This is a genomic window from Pseudomonas sp. FW305-70 (assembly GCF_058783925.1).
The window spans coordinates 43,650-63,320 of sequence record NZ_JBYSYZ010000018.1 but is presented as its reverse complement, the minus strand read 5'-3'; the positions used below and the strand labels follow the sequence as shown (position 1 = coordinate 63,320).

The following is a 19,671-nucleotide window of genomic DNA, read 5'->3' as shown; positions in this document are numbered from 1 at the left end:
CCCATCCTTCAGCCGTGCGCCTCCCTTGCTATGGCGATCTTTTCTAGCAAAATCAATAAGTTAAAAAACACAGCAAAACCCTTGGGTTTTGGGTGCCGCGGCAAAAAAATTCGTTGAAGAATGTTACCGATGAGCAGCTAGTGCATTGATTAGCAGTCTTTTCTGGCATAATCGCGCCCCCTTATGACCGGGTCAGAAAACCTTCATGATCGATTTATTCAGCGGACTGGATGCTTGGGTGCTTGTGAGCCTCTTGCTCGCCCTGGCCTTTGTCCTCGCCTTCGAGTTCATCAACGGCTTTCATGACACCGCTAACGCGGTGGCCACCGTTATCTACACCAAAGCCATGCCGCCTCACCTGGCGGTGTTTTTCTCCGGGGTGTTCAACTTCCTCGGCGTGCTGCTGGGCGGGGTCGGCGTGGCGTATGCCATTGTCCACCTGCTGCCGGTAGAACTGCTGATCAATGTGAACACCGGTCACGGACTGGCCATGGTGTTCTCATTGCTCGCCGCCGCCATTACCTGGAACCTGGGCACCTGGTACTTCGGTATTCCCGCTTCCAGTTCCCACACGCTGATCGGTTCGATCCTCGGTGTCGGCCTGGCCAACGCCCTGATCAACGAAATTCCGTTGGCCGACGGGGTGAACTGGCAAAAGGCGATCGATATCGGCATGTCACTGGTGTTCTCGCCAATGGCCGGTTTCCTGATCGCCGCGCTGATCCTGATCGGCCTTAAATGGTGGCGCCCGCTGTCGAAGATGCACAAGACACCGGAACAGCGCCGCAAGATCGACGACAAGAAACACCCGCCGTTCTGGAATCGCCTGGTACTGGTGATCTCGGCCATGGCCGTGAGTTTCGTGCACGGTTCCAATGATGGCCAGAAAGGTATCGGCCTGATCATGCTGGTCCTGATCGGTATCGTGCCGGCCCAGTTCGTCCTCGACCTGAACAGCACGACCTATCAGATCGAGCGGACTCGCGACGCGACCCTGCATCTGAGCCAGTTCTACCAGCGCAATTCCGAAACCCTGGGTGAATTCCTGGCCCTGGGCAAGAGCCTGGATGGCGATCTGCCGGAGAAATTCCGTTGCAACCCGCAACAGACCGAACCGACCATCACCGCTCTGCTCGGCACCCTCAAGGGTGTAGCCGACTACCATTCGCTGTCGGCGGAAAGCCGTATCGAAGTCCGTCGCTACCTGCTCTGCCTGGACGATACAGCGAAGAAAGTCAGCAAGTTGCCAACTCTCGGGGCCCGTGAAAAGGCTGACCTGGACAAGTTGCGCAAAGACCTGACCACTACCACCGAATACGCCCCGTTCTGGGTGATTCTGGCGGTTGCACTGGCCCTGGGCCTGGGCACCATGGTCGGCTGGAAACGCGTGGTACTGACCATTGGCGAGAAGATCGGCAAGCAAGGCATGACTTACTCCCAAGGCATGTCGGCGCAGATCACCACCGCCAGCCTGATCGGCATGGCGAACATCTTCAGCCTGCCGGTTTCCACCACCCATGTGCTGTCTTCGGGCGTGGCGGGCACCATGGTCGCCAACAAGAGCGGCCTGCAAAGCGGCACCGTCAGAACCATCCTGCTGGCCTGGGTATTGACCCTGCCAGCCACCGTGGCCCTGTCGGCCGGGTTGTTCTGGCTGGCCTCGAAGGCACTTGGCAGCTGATAAGCAGCCAAACGAAAAAGGCGCGCTCCGCAAGGAACGCGCCTTTTTTATTGCCATAATTGTCGCCACACCACAAATCATTGTGGGAGCGAGCTTGCTCGCGATAGCGGCCTTGCAGTCAATATAGATGCTGAATGTTATGGCCTCATCGCGAGCAAGCTCGCTCCCACAGGGTTTGCGTGTATCGATAGAGTTTTACAGGCAAAAAAAAGGGCAACCGAAGTTGCCCAAAATGCCTTGCGTGCTCATTACATCCAGAAAGAACCACGGTTATTTCCGCTTGTGCGAATCCTTCCAGATAAAAAGTCCGAAACCTGCAAAAAATACAAACATGAGGCTGACAGTCAGCACTCCGGCGATCACCACGTTGTCGAAAAACATGACGCGTCTCCTGCACTTGCCCTGTTGCGATAGGGCTAAGTTAACCAAACGGGCAGGAGAGAATATTGACCGGGATCAATGTCGCCCGAGACTGGGCAAGAGGAAGGGAAAGGTTTGACCCGCATCAATGAATGCGGGGGAGGAGGGTCAGCGTTTTTTCGGTTTGTTTTTCGGCTTTTTCTTCACCTTGCCCAACGGCATGGCTTGTTCGAACGCCTGGCGAACTTCATTGAGTCGTTTGTCATTGAGGTCATGAACACGCTTGGCGCGCTCAGCGTTGAGGTCAATCAGTTTGTCGTCTTGGCTCATGGCAGTCAGTGCATCGCTTGAAATGAGTTTCAGCCACCGTAGCGTTCGGCAACCCTGCGCCAATAATGCGGCCTGACGGCCGCGCTGACCAGCCGTGTGCTCAAATCTCGATGTCGACCCACAACCCCTGCCGCGGCTGATCTTCCATCAGCGGCGCCACCGGCACGGTGTTGTCGGCATTGAGTTCATCGCCGGGAATCGCCAGGTGCGCCTCGGGATCATTATCAGCCTCGTGGCGACGCCGTTCCTGCTCCTGCCTGCGCCGCTGCTCCTCGCGCAGCACCAGCCCGTCCTCTTCAGGATTGCGCTTTTGCAGGTCGATGGTGCTTTCACTGGAGCTTTCCTGCACCGGCACCACCGGTGGAATATCCGGGCGCTGGCGGATCGGATCAGTCTGTGAAGTGATCGGCACGGCACTCAAGGGAAGCATCGGTGGCAGCATGGTTTTCGGTCTCCTGTCAGCAGGCTGTCGGCTGCGGGGATGGCGACTTGAGCCATCGGTCGCAAACTGTGACCCAATTGGCACTCATTAGTGCACTGAGCGGCGCGTCATGCACAGGTGGGCTAACGTTTGACTGTGAGTTTTTCTGAGAGTCCTTTGGCCCTGAAGCCCTCATTCCGTTAAGATAGCCGGCTTTTTCAAGGTGGGAGTCAGGCAGCATGGCGCAGCAGTATCAACCGGGGCAACGCTGGATCAGTGACAGCGAAGCCGAGCTGGGTTTAGGCACCGTTCTGGCACAGGACGGCCGCTTGTTGACCGTGCTCTACCCGGCCACTGGCGACACCCGCCAGTACGCGCTACGGAATGCGCCTCTGACCCGCGTGCGATTTTCGCCGGGTGACTCCATCACTCACTTCGAAGGCTGGAAGCTGACCGTCCGCGAAGTCGATGACATCGATGGCCTGCTGGTTTACCACGGCCTCAACGGGCAGAACGAAGTGGTCACCCTGCCGGAAACCCAGCTGTCGAACTTCATCCAGTTCCGCCTGGCCAGCGACCGTCTATTCGCCGGGCAGATCGACCCGCTGCCCTGGTTCTCCCTGCGTTATCACACTCTGGAACACACTAGCCGTCAGTTGCAGTCCTCCCTTTGGGGCCTGGGCGGCGTGCGTGCGCAACCGATCGCGCACCAGTTGCACATTGCCCGTGAAGTCGCCGACCGTATCGCGCCGCGGGTTCTGCTGGCCGACGAAGTGGGCCTGGGTAAAACCATCGAAGCCGGCCTGGTAATCCATCGCCAGTTGCTCTCGGGCCGCGCCAGCCGTGTGCTGATCCTGGTTCCGGAGAACCTGCAGCACCAGTGGCTGGTCGAGATGCGTCGTCGTTTCAACCTGCAGGTCGCGCTGTTCGACGAAGAGCGTTTCATCGAAAGCGATGCCAGCAACCCGTTCGAAGACACCCAACTCGCGCTGGTCGCACTTGAGTGGCTGGTGGACGACGAGAAAGCCCAGGACGCGCTGTTCGCGGCAGGCTGGGACTTGCTGGTGGTCGACGAGGCTCACCACCTGGTGTGGCATGAAGATCAGGTCAGCCCTGAATATTCGCTGGTCGAGCAACTCGCCGAAACCATTCCTGGCGTACTGCTGTTGACCGCCACCCCGGAACAACTGGGCCAGGACAGCCACTTCGCCCGTCTGCGCCTGCTCGACCCGAACCGTTTCCATGACCTGCAAGCCTTCCGTGCCGAGAGCGAAAACTATCGCCCGGTGGCCGAAGCCGTTCAGGAGTTGCTGGATCAGGGACGCCTGTCGCCGCAAGCCCACAAGACCATCCACGGTTTCCTCGGCAACGAAGGCGAAGCCCTGCTGGCCGCCGTCAACGATGGCGACACCGAAGCCAGCGCGCGCCTGGTGCGCGAATTGCTCGACCGTCACGGCACCGGCCGCGTACTGTTCCGCAACACCCGCGCCGCGGTGCAAGGCTTCCCGGAACGCAAGCTGCACCCGTATCCGCTGCCGTGCCCGGACGAATACCTCGAACTGCCGCTGGGCGATCACGCCGAGCTGTACCCGGAAGTCAGCTTCCAGGCCCAGCCGGACGCCAGCGAAGAAGAGCGCTGGTGGAAGTTCGACCCTCGCGTCGAATGGCTGATCGACCAGTTGAAGATGCTCAAGCGCACCAAAGTGCTGGTGATCTGCGCCCACGCCGAAACCGCCATGGACCTGGAAGACGCCCTGCGCGTGCGTTCCGGCATCCCGGCCACGGTGTTCCACGAAGGCATGAACATCCTCGAGCGTGACCGCGCCGCCGCCTACTTCGCCGACGAAGAGTTTGGTGCGCAAGTGCTGATCTGCTCGGAAATCGGCAGTGAAGGCCGCAACTTCCAGTTCTCCCATCACCTGGTGCTGTTCGACCTGCCGTCCCACCCGGACCTGCTGGAACAACGTATCGGTCGACTGGACCGGATCGGCCAGAAGCACATCATCGAATTGCACGTGCCATACCTGGAAACCAGCCCGCAAGAGCGCCTGTTCCAGTGGTACCACGAAGCGCTGAACGCATTCCTCAACACCTGCCCGACCGGCAACGCCTTGCAGCACCAGTTCGGCCCGCGCCTGCTGCCGCTGCTCGAAGAAGCCGACGATGGCGAGTGGCAAGCGCTGATCGACGAAGCCCGCACCGAGCGTGAGCGCCTGGAAGCCGAGCTGCACACCGGTCGTGACCGCTTGCTGGAGTTGAACTCCGGTGGCGCGGGCGAAGGCGATGCATTGGTGGAAGATATCCTTGAGCAGGACGACCAGTTCGCGCTGCCGATCTACATGGAAACCCTGTTTGACGCCTTTGGCATCGACAGCGAAGACCATTCGGAAAACGCCCTGATCCTCAAGCCGAGCGAAAAAATGCTCGACGCCAGCTTCCCGCTGGGTGACGACGAAGGCGTGACCATCACTTACGACCGCAACCAGGCGCTGTCTCGCGAAGACATGCAATTCATTACCTGGGAGCACCCGATGGTGCAGGGCGGCATGGATCTGGTGCTGTCCGGCTCCATGGGCAACACCGCCGTGGCGCTGATCAAGAACAAGGCGCTGAAGCCGGGCACCGTGTTGCTGGAACTGTTGTATGTCAGCGAAGTGGTTGCCCCGCGCTCGCTGCAACTGGGCCGCTACCTGCCGCCGGCCGCCCTGCGCTGCCTGCTCGATACCAACGGCAACGACCTGTCGGCCCGCGTGTCGTTCGAAACCTTGAACGATCAGCTCGAAAGCGTGCCCCGTGCCAGCGCCAACAAGTTCATCCAGGCCCAGCGTGACCAACTGACGCCGCGAATCAACGCCGGTGAGGCGAAGATCCTGCCGCGCCACACTGAACGTGTCGCCGAGGCGCAGCGTCGCCTGGCTGCCGATACCGAAGAAGAACTGGCACGTCTGACCGCGCTGCAAGCGGTCAACCCGACCGTACGCGACAGCGAACTGGTGGCCCTGCGCAAACAACGCGAGCAAGGCCTGGCCATGCTCGACAAGGCTGCGTTGCGACTGGAAGCGATTCGGGTGTTGGTGGCGGGTTAATCCCCTCCCCGACTCACAAATAAAGAAGGCCCGCAGCGATGCGGGCCTTTTTGTTTACTTCAATTTCAGTAGTGCTGCTAATGGCCTCTTCGCGGGCAAGCCCGCTCCCACAATTGTTAGTGTCGAATACAAATCTCGTGAACAACACTAAACCTGTGGGAGCGGGCTTGCCCGCGAAAGCGATCAGGCAGTCACCACAGAACCTTCAGGCTCACCCACCGCCACCAACCCTTCCTTCATCCGCTTGGCATCGCGCACAAAACACCGCGAAGCCAGGAACAGAAACACCACGGTAAGCAACAGCGCCACCGGAATCAGGTACATCGCGTCATGCAGGCCAACCGCCTTGAACGCTTCGGTCATCTGCTCGGCACCCGCGGCAAGCATCGCCGTGTGGGCAAAGTGATCGGACAAGGCCCCGACCACCACCGGCCCCAGGCCACCGCCCAACAGGTACAGCCCGGCAAAGAACAGCGCCATTGCCGTCGCCCGCAAGCGCGGTTCGACCACGTCCTGAATCGCCGTGTACACGCAGGTGTAGAAGTTGTAGGCGAACAGCCAGCCAACACTGAATACGGCCACGAACACACCTATCTCGATTCGCCCGGAATGCAGCGCCCACGCGGTGCAGACCGTCGAAATCACCAGGCTGAAGGCGGCAAACAATAGCCGCCCGTTAGCGACCCGCTGGTGAATCTTGTCCGCGATCCAGCCACCGAGGGTCAGGCCGACCAAGCCGGTCACACCGACAATAACCCCGGTCGCCACTGCGGCTTCCTGCAACGGCATGAGGAAGTAGCGTTGCAGCATCGGCACCAGAAACGAATTGCAGGCATAGGTGGCGAAGTTGAAACAGAGGCCGGCCATCACCAGCCACAGGAAGGTTGGGACAGCCAGTACACGACGGATCGGTCGATCGATCTTTTCCTGCGAAACCTGAACGCTCTCGGCGGCGCCGCGTTTCGGCTCCCTGATGAAAAACATGAAGATCGCCAGGACCAGCCCGGGCACCGCCGCGATAAAGAACGGTGCGCGCCAGCTATCGAAGGCCTTGACCATCGCGCCGATGGTGAAGAACGCCAGCAACAGCCCCAACGGCAGCCCCAGCATGAAGATGCCCATGGCCCGTGCCCGGCGGTGAGCCGGAAACAAATCGCCGATCAACGAGTTGGCGGCTGGCGCGTAACTGGCTTCGCCGATGCCGACGCCCATGCGCACGATCAGGAAGCTCCAGAAACTGCCCACCATGCCGTTGACGGCTGTCAACCCGCTCCACACCGCGAGTCCCCAGCCCATCAGCTTGCTGCGCGAGCCTGTATCGGCCATGCGCCCCAGCGGCAAGCCGGCAATGGCGTAGACGATGGTGAATGCCGTACCGATGATCCCCAACTGGAAATCACTGAGGTGCCATTCCATGCGAATGGGCTCGATGATGATGGCCGGGATGGTGCGGTCAAAAAAATTGAACAGGTTGGCCAGGAACAACAGGAACAGGATGCGCCAGGCATTGGCCGCTTGGGTCGAGTTCTGCATGGGTCCGTCTCTTTTATTGTTTTTGGGGCGTCACTGCCCCCGGACTTTGCAATCTAGACAGGCTGGACGCACCTGTCTTTCATTATTCGCCAGGCTGATACCTGCCCATGGGAGGCAACCCGTAGGAGCTTTCGCAAGGCGGGTATTTCGCAGCTCGTCCGGTCGATGAAAAATACCTCTCACCCCCCCTTCCCAAGCCGTTGCCGAAGCCTAGAATAGCGGCCTTGATTCCCCCCTGTGTCTCCACTCCTCCTCACGATAATCGCCCATGTCCGAAGCCAGTCCGTGTCTGAACTGCGGTGCCTGCTGTTCTCATTTTCGCGTGTCATTCTTCTGGGGTGAGTGCGCCTCCTCCGGGGGAACGGTACCCGATGAGCTTGTCGAGCAGATCAGCCCCAGCCGGGTCGCGATGATCGGCACCGGCTGCAAACCCGTGCGCTGCACCAGCCTGGTCGGAGACGTGGGCAGTACGGTGCAGTGCTCGATTTACGAAAAACGCTCCAGCACCTGCCGCGAGTTCGAGGCTTCATGGGTCGATGGTCAGGCCAATCCCGATTGCGACGCGGCCCGTGCCGCATTCGGCTTGCCGGCCCTGCAACCGGTGTTCGAGACGCCTCAGAAGCAAATGGCCTGAGTAATAGCACCAATCGCTATCAGGTTAATGTCAAAATATTTGATATCGATATGCCACCACCCCTTGCGCTCCATCCATGCCCTCTATACTCCATGACATTCGCTGGCGCTCTTGCTCCGGCCTGAGTAATAACGATGGGGCGTGCTATGGAGTGGCTTGGTCTGCATTTCATTACCGAGCTACCAGAGAGTGGGCTGGTCATACTCAATTGCACACATGACCCTTTTCTGGTGCTGCTGGCTTATCTGGTCGCCTGTGTCGGCTGTTTCGCGACACTGGACATGGCCGAACGGGTGGCCCACGCTGAAAAAACCGCGTCCCAAACGCGCTGGCGCTGGGTGGGCAGCGGCTGCCTGGCGGGCGGTATCTGGGCCATGCACTTCGTCGGGATGCTGGCATTCCAGGCGCCTGTCGACCTTCACTACCAACTGCCCGTCACGGTGTTCTCGCTAACCATCGCGCTGCTCGCCGCGTGGCTGGCCATGCATACCCTAAGCCTTCCCGAGCTGAGTTTTCGACAGTGCCTCAAGGCATCGATCGGGATCGGCCTGGGTATCGCGACCATGCATTACGTGGGCATGACGGCCATGCACTCCAGCGCTTCTGTCTACTACCATCCGGGCCTGTTTGCCCTTTCCATCGCGATCGCGATCGGTGCCGCGCTGGCAGCCTTGTTGCTGGCATGGTATCTGCGCAACGGCGCCGGGATGCTGCATCAGCTCTTCAAATACGGCGCCAGCCTGCTGCTTGGGGCAGGCATCCTGAGCATGCACCTCACGGCCATGGCCGCCTTCAATCTGGTGTTGCCCAGCGACAGCCTGCCAGCGCAAACCGGCGAACACAGCCACCTGCAACTGGCGCTGACCGTGACAGTCATCGCCTTGCTGATCATCGGGAGCAGCATCAGCGCGGCACTGGCGGACAAGAAACTGCAACACAAGGACCACGACCTGCAGCGGGTCAACTCCCTGCTCAGCCAACTGGATCAGGCGCGCATGTCGCTGCAACAGGTGGCGCACTACGACGCGTTGACCAACCTGATCAACCGTCGCGGGTTCAACCAGATCTTCGCCGAAAAACTCATCGAGAAAACCAACGAGGGCGGGATGCTGGCAGTCCTGTTCCTGGACATCGACCATTTCAAGCGGATCAACGACAGCCTTGGCCACGATGCCGGAGACGAACTGCTCAAAGTGCTTGCCGCGCACATCAAGAGCTCGGTTCGCAGTCACGAGGATGTGGTCGCACGCTTTGGCGGCGACGAGTTCTGCCTGCTCATCGACCTGCATGATCGTGACGAAGCGCTAAAGTTGGCCCAACGCATCATGCTGAAAATGAAGGAGCCCATCGAACTGGCCGGCAGGCGCATGGTGATGACCACCAGCATCGGTATCAGCCTGTTTCCGGAGGACGGCAAGACGTGTGAGGAACTGTTGAAGAACGCCGACCTCGCGCTGTATCAGTCCAAGGGCAGCGGCCGCAACGGGTTGAGTTTTTTCAGTGCCAACCTGAAAACCCGCGCAACGCTTGAGCTGCAACTGGAAGAGGAGTTGCGCCACGCGTTGCGTGAAGACACCGGCCTGATGCTCTATTACCAGCCGATCTATGACCTCAAGTCCGGTCAGGTCAGCAAGCTCGAAGCCTTGATCCGCTGGCAACACCCGGTCCACGGCTTCCTCGTACCGGATCGTTTTATCGCAATCGCCGAGGCCAACGGCCTGATCGCCGAGCTGGATAACTGGGTGCTGCGCAAAGCCTGCGAGGATCTGGGCGAGCTGTCGCGCCAAGGCTGTGAAGACCTCAAGATCGCCGTGAATTGTTCACCCCTGAACCTGGCGCGCGAAGAACTGGCCGATGAGATCGAGTACGCGTTGCGGGCCGCCGGTGTGGAGCCCCATCGGCTGGAGCTGGAAGTCACGGAAAACGCCTTGATGGGCAATATCGCCAACACACTGGTGTTGCTGCGGCAGATACGCGCCCTCGGCGTATCGCTGTCTATCGATGACTTCGGCACCGGCTATTCATCCCTGGCCTACCTCAAGCGCCTACCGCTCAACACCCTGAAAATCGACCGCTCCTTCATCCAGGACATTCCCAAGGCGACCCAGGACATGGAAATTGTCCAGGCCATTATCGTCATGGCCCATACCCTGCAACTGCAAGTGGTCACCGAAGGGGTCGAAACCTTCGAGCAATACCAGTTCCTGGAAGACCATGGCTGTGACTTCGTTCAGGGCTATTTGCTCAGTCGGCCGGTACCGCTGACCGAGTTACTCCCGGTGCTGAACGAAATCAACCAGCGCAAGCACGCCTACACGGTCACGGCGCTGGGTCTGGCTCACGGTACATCTGCACTAATGTAGACGGATCTTTTTCAAGGAAACCCTGACTCCCGTGCAGGCGCATCAACTGCGCCGCCAGACCGCTGATCGGTGTCGCCGAGCCCTGCTCACGGGAAAACTTCACCGCGGCATCCAGATCCTTGAGCAAGGTACGCACGTGCCACTTGACCGGTTCGAAACGGTTTTCAGCCATCTGCGGGACCAGGAACTGCAGGGGTTTGGAATCGGCAAAACCGCCAGCCAGCGCTTCGGCAATCAGGCTTGCATCAACTCCGGAACGTTCCGCCAGCGCGACCACTTCGGCGATCACCAATGCATTGCAGGCGACGATCATCTGATTGCACGCCTTGGTCACCTGCCCTGCCCCGACACCGCCCATGTGTGTCACACGTTGCCCCAGGTTCAACAAGACAGGCCGGACCCGTTCCAGATCCTGTGCGTCACCGCCGACCATGATCGCCAGGCTTGCGGCTTCTGCACCGACCACGCCACCGGACACCGGCGTGTCGAGCCAGTGCATGCCGGTTCTACCGACGAGGTCTGCGGCCATCTCCCGCGTGGCGTTAGGCTCCAGGCTGGAAAAGTCCACCAGCAGCTGGCCTTTTCTTGCCCCCTCGACAATGCCTGCCGGACCAAACACTACCTCGCGAACGACCGCCGTATCCGCCAGGCACAACATCACCACGTCAGCGTGCTGGCACAGTTCGGCCGGGCTGGCGACCTGGCGTGCGCCAGCCTCGACCAGTGGTTTGCACTTTTCCGGATTGCGATTCCATACCGCCAGCGGATAACCCGCGGCCAGCAGCCGCCGGCACATCGGCAACCCCATCAGGCCGATCCCGGCAAACCCTAGTGAAGGTAGCGTTGACATCATTTAGCCTCCTTTTGATTAAAGATCGCCAAATACTGGCCGATTCATCATGACTTGGGAAAGGATTCCCCCCGAGCAATGCTCAGGTCAATGACCAAGGCATGGTCCAGGTACGCGCTGAAAAAAGACGCGACTCTATTCCGTGACGGTTCGACGACAGTCAGTCGGCCAACCAATCAGCCCAGGTAGATGGCGAACAATGACTTCTAAAAACAACCCGGCCACTGCGGTAACCGATCTGACGTTGAGCCCCGCGGCCAACAGCCCGTCATCACCGAAGCCATTGATTCAATCCCGCCCGTTGGCGACCCAGCAATACCTCTACTTCACCGAAACCAACACCGACCGCATCCTCGACAACCTCGACGGCCTGCGCGACATGGTGTTCCCGCGTCCACCGCATCTGGAAGGCGACAGCGAGCAGCACAGCGACCAGGAATTCCCCTCGGTGTGCCTGATCGGCCTGGGCCGCTGCGGCTCGAACATTGCGCTGGACGTGGCAGAACTGGTGTACAACGCCCGCAAGTTCTACCTCAACGAATTCAACAACGAAGATCGCCTGTCACCGGACAAGCGTTTTGCCGAAAAGGGCTACAGCCCGGCCCAGTGGATCCGCAACAACCTGCGCCTGGGTCAGAACAAGAACACCAAACCGGTGTTTCTGGTCGAGCCATTGGTGATGCTTGGCGACCTGGACAAAGACATCGCCGGACGCATCCGCTTCTCGCGCAAGGGCGAGAAAAGCGGTTTCCTGCGCGACTACAGCAAAATGAAAATCATGGACCTGTCGGAAGTCCACGCCGGTGGCGCCGGTAACGCGCCGATCCTCGGCCAGTACCTGGCCAAGATCATCCTGAACAAGGACACCCAGCGTTTCTCCAGCCCTGACTGGAAAATGATTCACTCGTACCTGATCGACAGCTGCGGCATCAAGGCCAACCAGTCGCGCCTGTATTTCTCGATCTTCAGTGCCGGCGGCGGTACCGGCTCCGGCATGGCCTCGGAATTCGGCCTGGCCCAGCAGCACTCGTACATGAACAAGACGTTCGACACCAAACCGATGGACGAGCACGACAGCAAGAGCGGCCACTCCTTCGTCTTCGAGCCGATCTTCACCAGCGGCATCTGTGTACTGCCGAACATTTCCGACCACCGCAGTGAAATGTCCGAGGCGCTGCACATCAACGCCGGCCGCCTGCTGTGCAAATACCTGTCGGAAGAGTGGGATTTTTCCTACAACTTCGCCAACGAAGACAGCAGCGAAGCCAGCGTCATGGGTCGCATCCGCCCATGGAACGCGATGATGCTGATTTCCAACGACATCATGCGTTACGCCGAAGAGAACGATGACGGCAATATCCAGAACATTGATGTCAATGCCATGGAAAAGCACGCCAACCAGTACATCTCGCAGCAGATATTCAACATTCTGACGGCTCAGGCAGTCACCACCGACTACGACCAGAACTATTTCCGTCGGGCCGGCATCGACATCGGCGAAACCATCCGCCTGGACGCCAACGACCTGTTCATGAGCCTGGCCGGCCCGGTTGCGATTGCCTATGCCGAGTCCGTGGTGCCGGAAACCCCGCCGCCGAGCAGCGACAAATTCAAGGTATTCGAGAAAGAGCCGGCGCGCCTGAATATCGACGACCTGTTCTTCCGTTCGATCGACCTGCCGCACTTCAACAAGGTCACCCAGGCCATCGAAGGCATCAGCCTGTTGCCGATCGAGTCCAAGCGCTATCGCGCGTCGCTGGAGCAGTACAAGAACTCGGGTTACGACGCGGCAGCCCTGCACGACCTGCACTTCTTCAAGAATTGCTCGTCGGTAGTGTCGATCGTTTCCTTGCCGAAGGACTACAAGCTGTCCTACATGGACCTGAACCGGTTGAAGACCCACCTCAACAGCCTGTTCCCCAACACCACGCTCAAGCGCTACGCGCTGGTGATCGGTGCCTCGGCCAACCTGTCCCTGACCACCCTGATTGCCAAGAGCCCGTGCCTGTCGGACGATTTCCTGACGTTGATCGTGGCCTTCATCAAGCGCTGCTTTGCGAAGAATCCGTACCGTTTCGACGAGACTCTGGATAACTCGATCCTGGACTTCATCATCAACGAACAGTTCGATGAAGACCGGATCGACGAGTTGCTCAACGAATTCGAGAATCCGGCGAAGATCCTCGATACCAACTGGTACGCGATCAAGCCGATGTACGAGAAGAAGTACCGTGAACTGATCAACGACAAGGACAAGTTCGTTTCGATCAACGACATCCGCCTGTCCCGGGACTGCGTGAAGAAATCGATCAAATACCTGCGCGAGATCTATCGTCACCGCATCGGCAAGACCAAGGTTATTTCGCTGAATAACCATACGGGCAAGACCGCTTACTAAGCGTCGTCCCCAATCGCGAGCAAGCCCGCTCCCACATTTAACGGTGTTCTTCAGGAAGAACGCAGTCGAATGTGGGAGCGGGCTTGCTCGCGAAAGCGGTATTGAAAACAACACAAATCAACATCCAGAAACAATTGAGCAGCCGTTCAGTTGCTCGCTCAACTGTTCCCGTTACGTTTACGTCACCGTTAGGCTGTGGCCTTTCTCTACGGCAACCTGCCATCACGCTACTCGGCTACACACTTTCCTGCCTGAAGAGAGCGCACCAAGCCGGTGCAGCCGTTTAAACCTGCGCCCTTTCCTGGATCAGAATCCACGGCGAAACAACCACGGCCCACAGCTGCGGATCACGTTCAAAAAGATCCAGCGCCCGCGTTTCAGACAGCTTGGCGAGCTTGTCGGCAGCCAGCCAGGCAGCCACTTTCTCCCCTTCATCCTGGGCCACGGCTTCGGCGGCGGCGATCAGATCCAGGCCAGGATCGACCCACAATAGGGCACCCTTGGCAAAGAACGGCTCCAACTCTTTCCAGGTAATAGATGCGGTTTCACCAAGCAGCTTGGCATAGAGGGTGCTAGGTTCTTGATTCATGGGACTGTCCGGAAAAGAAATCGACGCAGATGATAACGTCGGTGGACTGGCAGAAAAACCCGGATGCAATTGAGTGACCGAAATGAAAAGCGCAGGAAAGCCAGGGAATGCAGTGAATCCGGCTATAAGCCTCTCAACGCCCCGCCGCAATTCTGTCTTTTTCTTTCAATAAAGCGACACTTGCAGGTTTTGCCCCTCGGCGCTGCCTTCCCAGGCTGACAATCGGCGCTCTACACTGTACCGGTACAGTTGCCGGGGGGCATTTCCGGGGGATGTCGTAGATATCTGACCCGGTTCTGCTGCCAACGGCGCCAGGACTATAAAAACTACAACAGTAAGAGTGGAGCACTATGACTAAGGCTACTAAGCAGATTTCCAAACTGTTTGCCGCTATGGTTCTGGCCGGGGTTGCCAGCCATTCGTTCGCAGCTGACACCATCAAGATCGGCATCGCCGGCCCTAAAACCGGTCCTGTAGCCCAATACGGCGACATGCAGTTCAGTGGCGCCAAAATGGCCATCGAGCAGATCAACGCCAAAGGCGGCGTAGACGGCAAGAAACTCGAAGCCGTTGAATACGATGACGCCTGTGATCCAAAACAAGCCGTGGCGGTCGCGAACAAAGTCGTCAACGACGGCGTCAAGTTCGTGGTTGGTCACCTGTGCTCCAGCTCCACTCAACCGGCTTCGGACATCTACGAAGACGAAGGCGTGATCATGATCACCCCGGCTGCCACCAGCCCGGACATCACCGCCCGTGGTTACAAAATGGTCTTCCGTACCATCGGTCTGGACAGCGCCCAAGGCCCTGCCGCCGGTAACTACATCGCCGACTTCGTCAAACCGAAAATCGTTGCTGTCCTGCACGACAAACAGCAGTACGGTGAAGGCATCGCCAGCGCCGTGAAGAAAACCCTGGAAGGCAAAGGCGTCAAGGTTGCCGTGTTCGAAGGCGTCAACGCCGGCGACAAAGACTTCTCCTCGATGATCGCCAAGCTCAAGCAAGCCAATGTCGACTTCGTCTACTACGGCGGCTACCACCCTGAGCTGGGTCTGATCCTGCGTCAATCTCAGGAAAAAGGCCTGAAAGCCAAGTTCATGGGTCCGGAAGGCGTGGGTAACGACTCCATTTCGCAGATCGCCAAGGACGCTTCCGAAGGTCTGCTGGTGACCCTGCCGAAATCCTTCGACCAGGATCCGGCCAACGTTGCCCTGGCTGATGCGTTCAAAGCCAAGAAAGAAGACCCGAGCGGTCCATTCGTGTTCCCGGCCTACTCGGCTGTGACCGTGATTGCCGACGGTATCAAGGCTGCCAAGTCCGAAGACTCCGCCAAAGTGGCTGAAGCCATCCACAAAGGCACCTTCAAGACCCCTACCGGCGACCTGAGCTTCGACGAGAAAGGTGACCTGAAGGACTTCAAATTTGTGGTTTACGAGTGGCACTTCGGCAAACCAAAAACTGAAGCCAAGCCTCAGTAAGGCGTTGCCTGACTGACTGCCAATAAAGCCCACGGCGTGCCGTGGGCTTTGTTTTACGAACGTACTTGGGCCGCGCTGGCGTGATCCGCCAGTCTCCCCACCTGAAAATCTCAAAACCGTCATCAGCGGTTCGCTGGCAAACCCCGAATTCGAAGTGGATGCAGATCCACGGGGCTCGGGCGGGAAAATGACTCCACCAGTGAAATGCGTATCAGGTTTTTAGGAGCGCTGTAATGCCTGACATCTATCACTTTTTCCAACAGCTGGTTAATGGCATGACCATTGGCAGCACGTATGCCCTGATCGCCATCGGCTATACGATGGTCTACGGCATCATTGGAATGATCAACTTCGCCCACGGCGAGGTGTACATGATCGGCTCCTACGTGGCGTTCATCGCCATCGCCGGGCTGGCCATGCTGGGACTCGACAGCGTTCCGCTGTTGATGACCGCCGCTTTCCTTGCAACCATCGTTGTCACCAGTGCCTATGGTTACAGCATCGAACGGATCGCCTACCGCCCCTTGCGCGGCAGCAACCGTCTGATCCCGCTGATCTCCGCCATCGGCATGTCGATCTTCCTGCAGAACACCGTTCTGCTGGCGCAAGACTCCAAGGACAAATCCATTCCCAACCTGATTCCGGGCAATATTGCCTTTGGCCCAGGTGGCGCACATGAAGTGCTGATTTCCTACATGCAAATCGTGGTGTTCGTGGTGACCCTGGTCGCCATGCTCGGCCTGACGCTGTTCATCTCCCGCTCTCGCCTGGGTCGCGCCTGCCGTGCCTGCGCCGAAGACATCAAGATGGCCAACCTGCTGGGTATCAACACCAACAACATCATCGCCCTGACCTTCGTCATCGGTGCCGCGCTGGCGGCCATCGCGGCCGTGCTGCTGAGCATGCAATACGGCGTGATCAACCCGAACGCCGGTTTCCTGGTCGGCCTCAAGGCCTTCACCGCAGCGGTACTGGGCGGTATTGGCAGCATTCCGGGCGCCATGCTCGGCGGGCTCGTTTTGGGTGTGGCGGAAGCCTTTGGTGCCGATATCTTCGGCGACCAGTACAAGGACGTCGTGGCGTTCGGCCTGCTGGTTCTGGTGCTGTTGTTCCGGCCAACCGGCCTGCTGGGCCGTCCGGAGGTTGAGAAGGTATGACTAGGAATCTTAAACAGGCGCTGTTCAGCGCCTTGCTGGTGTGGGCCGTGGCCTACCCGGTACTCGGTCTGAAGCTGACCATCGTCGGCATCAACCTCGAAGTTCATGGCACCAGCGACGCCACTCTGATCACCATCGCCGTGTGTTCGGTGCTGATGTTCCTGCGCGTGCTGTTCGACCAGCAGATCAGCTCGGCCTGGCGTTCGTCGCCAGGCATGCCGCTGATTCCGGCCAAGGCCAGCAACTTCCTGACCCTGCCGACCACGCAACGCTGGATCATCATCGCGCTGATCGCCGGTGCCCTGGTCTGGCCGTTCTTCGGCTCTCGCGGTGCGGTGGATATCGCGACCCTGGTGCTGATCTACGTGATGCTCGGCCTCGGCCTGAACATCGTGGTCGGCCTGGCCGGCCTGCTCGACCTCGGTTACGTCGGTTTCTATGCCGTCGGCGCCTACAGCTACGCGCTGTTGTCGCACTACTACGGCCTGAGCTTCTGGATCTGCCTGCCGATTGCCGGCCTGATGGCGGCCACTTTCGGCTTCCTGCTGGGCTTCCCGGTGTTGCGTCTGCGCGGTGACTACCTGGCGATCGTGACCCTGGGCTTCGGTGAAATCATCCGTCTGTTCCTGCGTAACCTGACCGATATCACCGGCGGCCCGAACGGCATCAGCAACATCGAGAAGCCGACGTTCTTCGGCCTGACCTTTGAACGCAAGGCTGCGGAAGGCCTGCAAACCTTCCACGAGTACTTCGGCCTGGAATACAACTCGATCAACAAGGTGATCTTCCTCTACCTGGTTGCGTTGTTCCTCGCGCTGTTCGCCCTGTTCGTCATCAACCGCTTGCTGCGCATGCCTCTGGGCCGTGCCTGGGAAGCGTTGCGTGAAGACGAAATCGCCTGCCGTGCGCTGGGCCTGAACCCGACCATCATCAAGTTGTCGGCCTTCACCCTGGGTGCGAGCTTCGCCGGTTTCGCCGGCAGCTTCTTCGCCGCTCGCCAGGGCCTGGTGACACCTGAGTCCTTCACCTTCATCGAGTCGGCGATCATCCTCGCCATCGTGGTGCTCGGTGGCATGGGCTCGCAGCTGGGCGTGATCCTGGCTGCCGTGGTGATGATCCTGCTGCCGGAAATGATGCGTGAGTTCAGTGAGTACCGCATGTTGATGTTCGGTGCCTTGATGGTACTGATGATGATCTGGCGCCCTCAGGGTCTGCTGCCCATGCAACGTCCTCACATGGAGCTGCGCAAATGAGCCGCGAGATCCTTAAAGTAGAAAACCTGAGCATGCGCTTCGGCGGCTTGCTGGCGGTCAATGGCGTGGCCTTGAGCGTGAAAGAGAAACAGGTGGTGGCATTGATCGGCCCTAACGGCGCCGGCAAGACCACGGTGTTCAACTGCCTGACCGGCTTCTACAAGCCGAGCGGCGGCAGCATCCTGCTGGACGGCGAGCCGATCGAAGGCCTGCCGGGTCACAAGATCGCCCTCAAAGGCGTGGTGCGGACCTTCCAGAACGTACGGTTGTTCAAGGACATGACCGCGGTCGAGAACCTCTTGATCGCCCAGCACCGTCACCTGAACACCAACTTCCTGTCCGGCCTGTTCAAGACCCCGTCGTTCCGCAAGAGCGAGCGCGAGGCCATGGAATACGCCGAGTACTGGCTGGACAAGGTCAATCTGCGTGAGTTCGCCAACCGTCCGGCCGGCACCCTGGCCTACGGTCAGCAACGTCGCCTGGAAATCGCCCGCTGCATGATGACCCGTCCACGGATCCTCATGCTCGACGAACCGGCCGCAGGCCTGAACCCGAAGGAAACCGAAGACCTCAAGGCGCTGATCAGTGTGCTGCGTGAAGAGCACAACGTGACCGTCCTGCTGATCGAACACGACATGAAACTGGTCATGAGCATTTCCGACCACATCGTCGTGATCAACCAGGGCACGCCCCTGGCCAACGGCACGCCGGAACAGATCCGCGACAATCCTGAAGTGATCAAAGCCTACCTGGGGGAAGCGTAAATGCTGCAGTTCGAAAACGTTTCCACCTTCTACGGTAAGATCCAGGCCCTGCACAGCGTCAACGTCGAAGTCCGCCAGGGCGAGATCGTGACCCTGATCGGCGCCAACGGTGCCGGCAAGTCCACGCTGCTGATGACGCTTTGCGGTTCGCCGCGGGCCCACAGTGGCAGCATCCGCTACATGGGTGAGGAACTGGTCGGCCAGGACTCCTCGCAGATCATGCGCAAGAGCATTGCCGTGGTGCCGGAAGGTCGTCGGGTGTTTTCCCGGCTGACCGTGGAAGAAAACCTGTCGATGGGCGGTTTCTTCACTGCCAAGGGCGACTATCAGGAACAGATGGACAAGGTCCTCGGACTTTTCCCACGCCTGAAGGAGCGCTTCAACCAGCGTGGCGGCACCATGTCCGGCGGCGAACAGCAAATGCTCGCCATCGGCCGTGCACTGATGAGCAAGCCCAAGCTGTTGCTGCTCGACGAGCCGTCGCTGGGTCTGGCGCCGATCATCATCCAGCAGATCTTCGACATCATCGAACAGCTGCGCAAGGACGGTGTGACGGTGTTCCTGGTCGAGCAAAACGCCAACCAGGCACTGAAAATCGCTGACCGTGCCTACGTTCTGGAGAACGGCCGGGTAGTGATGCAAGGCACTGGTGAAGCGCTGCTGACCGACCCGAAAGTGCGCGAAGCGTACCTCGGTGGTTGAGCCTTTGCGGTGAACAAAAAAACGGCCTTTGCGGGCCGTTTTTTTTATGCCTGACACCTTTTCCACAACGTT

Annotated in this window: 16 protein-coding genes; 10 read left to right on the top strand and 6 right to left on the bottom strand. The window is 59.1% G+C overall.

Going from position 1 to position 19,671, the window contains the following annotated elements:
* Positions 1 to 205 precede the first annotated feature (205 nt).
* A complete protein-coding gene (locus AC3WN7_RS15740) occupies positions 206 to 1,681 on the top strand; it encodes an inorganic phosphate transporter (RefSeq protein WP_207258435.1) in 1,476 nt (491 codons plus the stop codon).
* Between the two features lie 270 nt (positions 1,682 to 1,951).
* Here AC3WN7_RS15740 and ccoM read toward each other — a convergent pair whose 3' ends face one another.
* The 3 genes from ccoM to AC3WN7_RS15725 all read right to left on the bottom strand — a co-directional run bounded on the left by ccoM (position 1,952) and on the right by AC3WN7_RS15725 (position 2,813).
* Positions 1,952 to 2,062, bottom strand: a complete 111-nt coding sequence (gene ccoM, locus AC3WN7_RS15735; protein WP_007976669.1) for a cytochrome c oxidase subunit CcoM — start codon at positions 2,060 to 2,062, stop codon at positions 1,952 to 1,954.
* 147 nt (positions 2,063 to 2,209) lie between these two features.
* Positions 2,210 to 2,371, bottom strand: coding sequence for a hypothetical protein (locus tag AC3WN7_RS15730; RefSeq protein WP_086776977.1), 162 nt, complete (start codon positions 2,369 to 2,371; stop codon positions 2,210 to 2,212).
* A 100-nt stretch (positions 2,372 to 2,471) separates the two neighbouring features.
* Positions 2,472 to 2,813: a hypothetical protein gene (locus tag AC3WN7_RS15725; RefSeq protein WP_008054180.1), complete on the bottom strand. Its 342-nt coding sequence runs from the start codon at positions 2,811 to 2,813 to the stop codon at positions 2,472 to 2,474.
* A gap of 218 nt (positions 2,814 to 3,031) precedes the next feature.
* On the opposite strand from AC3WN7_RS15725, the gene rapA reads away from it, so the two are divergent.
* Positions 3,032 to 5,878 carry an RNA polymerase-associated protein RapA gene (rapA, locus tag AC3WN7_RS15720; protein ID WP_102674190.1) on the top strand — a complete coding sequence of 949 codons (2,847 nt, stop codon included), beginning with the start codon at positions 3,032 to 3,034 and terminating at the stop codon, positions 5,876 to 5,878.
* A 183-nt stretch (positions 5,879 to 6,061) separates the two neighbouring features.
* Here the strand turns inward: rapA and AC3WN7_RS15715 are convergent, their stop codons facing one another.
* Positions 6,062 to 7,411, bottom strand: coding sequence for a spinster family MFS transporter (locus AC3WN7_RS15715; RefSeq protein ID WP_095965102.1), 1,350 nt, complete (start codon positions 7,409 to 7,411; stop codon positions 6,062 to 6,064).
* A 268-nt stretch (positions 7,412 to 7,679) separates the two neighbouring features.
* Between AC3WN7_RS15715 and AC3WN7_RS15710 the strand changes: the two genes are divergently transcribed.
* On the top strand, positions 7,680 to 8,045 hold the full coding sequence (locus AC3WN7_RS15710; protein ID WP_095965101.1) for a YkgJ family cysteine cluster protein: 366 nt from the start codon (positions 7,680 to 7,682) through the stop codon (positions 8,043 to 8,045).
* A gap of 146 nt (positions 8,046 to 8,191) precedes the next feature.
* Entirely contained in the window at positions 8,192 to 10,408 is a 2,217-nt protein-coding gene (locus tag AC3WN7_RS15705; RefSeq protein ID WP_310650745.1) for a putative bifunctional diguanylate cyclase/phosphodiesterase, read from the top strand.
* On the opposite strand, the gene AC3WN7_RS15700 is transcribed toward AC3WN7_RS15705, so the two are convergent.
* Positions 10,365 to 11,261, bottom strand: a complete 897-nt coding sequence (locus tag AC3WN7_RS15700) for an NAD(P)-dependent oxidoreductase (RefSeq protein ID WP_102674188.1) — start codon at positions 11,259 to 11,261, stop codon at positions 10,365 to 10,367. The genes AC3WN7_RS15705 and AC3WN7_RS15700 overlap by 44 nt on opposite strands.
* A gap of 196 nt (positions 11,262 to 11,457) precedes the next feature.
* Between AC3WN7_RS15700 and AC3WN7_RS15695 the strand changes: the two genes are divergently transcribed.
* Entirely contained in the window at positions 11,458 to 13,656 is a 2,199-nt protein-coding gene (locus AC3WN7_RS15695) for a hypothetical protein (protein ID WP_095965098.1), read from the top strand.
* A 283-nt stretch (positions 13,657 to 13,939) separates the two neighbouring features.
* On the opposite strand, the gene AC3WN7_RS15690 is transcribed toward AC3WN7_RS15695, so the two are convergent.
* Positions 13,940 to 14,245 carry a DUF2288 domain-containing protein gene (locus AC3WN7_RS15690; protein ID WP_102674187.1) on the bottom strand — a complete coding sequence of 102 codons (306 nt, stop codon included), beginning with the start codon at positions 14,243 to 14,245 and terminating at the stop codon, positions 13,940 to 13,942.
* A 350-nt stretch (positions 14,246 to 14,595) separates the two neighbouring features.
* Here AC3WN7_RS15690 and AC3WN7_RS15685 point away from each other — a divergent pair, with 350 nt between their 5' ends.
* From AC3WN7_RS15685 to AC3WN7_RS15665, 5 genes are all read left to right on the top strand, one after another.
* Entirely contained in the window at positions 14,596 to 15,723 is a 1,128-nt protein-coding gene (locus tag AC3WN7_RS15685; protein WP_095965097.1) for a branched-chain amino acid ABC transporter substrate-binding protein, read from the top strand.
* A 233-nt stretch (positions 15,724 to 15,956) separates the two neighbouring features.
* On the top strand, positions 15,957 to 16,880 hold the full coding sequence (gene livH / locus AC3WN7_RS15680; RefSeq protein WP_007976647.1) for a high-affinity branched-chain amino acid ABC transporter permease LivH: 924 nt from the start codon (positions 15,957 to 15,959) through the stop codon (positions 16,878 to 16,880).
* Positions 16,877 to 18,133 carry a high-affinity branched-chain amino acid ABC transporter permease LivM gene (locus AC3WN7_RS15675; protein ID WP_095965096.1) on the top strand — a complete coding sequence of 419 codons (1,257 nt, stop codon included), beginning with the start codon at positions 16,877 to 16,879 and terminating at the stop codon, positions 18,131 to 18,133. Before livH ends, AC3WN7_RS15675 begins: the two co-directional genes overlap by 4 nt.
* Positions 18,130 to 18,897 (top strand): high-affinity branched-chain amino acid ABC transporter ATP-binding protein LivG, encoded by a 768-nt coding sequence (gene livG / locus AC3WN7_RS15670; protein WP_007976644.1) that lies wholly within the window; start codon positions 18,130 to 18,132, stop codon positions 18,895 to 18,897. Before AC3WN7_RS15675 ends, livG begins: the two co-directional genes overlap by 4 nt.
* A complete protein-coding gene (locus AC3WN7_RS15665) occupies positions 18,898 to 19,599 on the top strand; it encodes an ABC transporter ATP-binding protein (protein WP_015093834.1) in 702 nt (233 codons plus the stop codon).
* Positions 19,600 to 19,671: the final 72 nt, after the last annotated feature.

Excerpts from the sequence above, each read along its gene's own strand:
- AC3WN7_RS15740 (WP_207258435.1), top strand. The coding sequence starts at position 206 with ATGATCGATTTATTCAGCGGACTGGATGCTTGGGTGCTTGTGAGCCTC.
- ccoM (WP_007976669.1), bottom strand. The coding sequence starts at position 2,062 with ATGTTTTTCGACAACGTGGTGATCGCCGGAGTGCTGACTGTCAGCCTC.
- AC3WN7_RS15730 (WP_086776977.1), bottom strand. The coding sequence starts at position 2,371 with ATGAGCCAAGACGACAAACTGATTGACCTCAACGCTGAGCGCGCCAAG.
- AC3WN7_RS15725 (WP_008054180.1), bottom strand. The coding sequence starts at position 2,813 with ATGCTGCCACCGATGCTTCCCTTGAGTGCCGTGCCGATCACTTCACAG.
- rapA (WP_102674190.1), top strand. The coding sequence starts at position 3,032 with ATGGCGCAGCAGTATCAACCGGGGCAACGCTGGATCAGTGACAGCGAA.
- AC3WN7_RS15715 (WP_095965102.1), bottom strand. The coding sequence starts at position 7,411 with ATGCAGAACTCGACCCAAGCGGCCAATGCCTGGCGCATCCTGTTCCTG.
- AC3WN7_RS15710 (WP_095965101.1), top strand. The coding sequence starts at position 7,680 with ATGTCCGAAGCCAGTCCGTGTCTGAACTGCGGTGCCTGCTGTTCTCAT.
- AC3WN7_RS15705 (WP_310650745.1), top strand. The coding sequence starts at position 8,192 with ATGGAGTGGCTTGGTCTGCATTTCATTACCGAGCTACCAGAGAGTGGG.
- AC3WN7_RS15700 (WP_102674188.1), bottom strand. The coding sequence starts at position 11,261 with ATGATGTCAACGCTACCTTCACTAGGGTTTGCCGGGATCGGCCTGATG.
- AC3WN7_RS15695 (WP_095965098.1), top strand. The coding sequence starts at position 11,458 with ATGACTTCTAAAAACAACCCGGCCACTGCGGTAACCGATCTGACGTTG.
- AC3WN7_RS15690 (WP_102674187.1), bottom strand. The coding sequence starts at position 14,245 with ATGAATCAAGAACCTAGCACCCTCTATGCCAAGCTGCTTGGTGAAACC.
- AC3WN7_RS15685 (WP_095965097.1), top strand. The coding sequence starts at position 14,596 with ATGACTAAGGCTACTAAGCAGATTTCCAAACTGTTTGCCGCTATGGTT.
- livH (WP_007976647.1), top strand. The coding sequence starts at position 15,957 with ATGCCTGACATCTATCACTTTTTCCAACAGCTGGTTAATGGCATGACC.
- AC3WN7_RS15675 (WP_095965096.1), top strand. The coding sequence starts at position 16,877 with ATGACTAGGAATCTTAAACAGGCGCTGTTCAGCGCCTTGCTGGTGTGG.
- livG (WP_007976644.1), top strand. The coding sequence starts at position 18,130 with ATGAGCCGCGAGATCCTTAAAGTAGAAAACCTGAGCATGCGCTTCGGC.
- AC3WN7_RS15665 (WP_015093834.1), top strand. The coding sequence starts at position 18,898 with ATGCTGCAGTTCGAAAACGTTTCCACCTTCTACGGTAAGATCCAGGCC.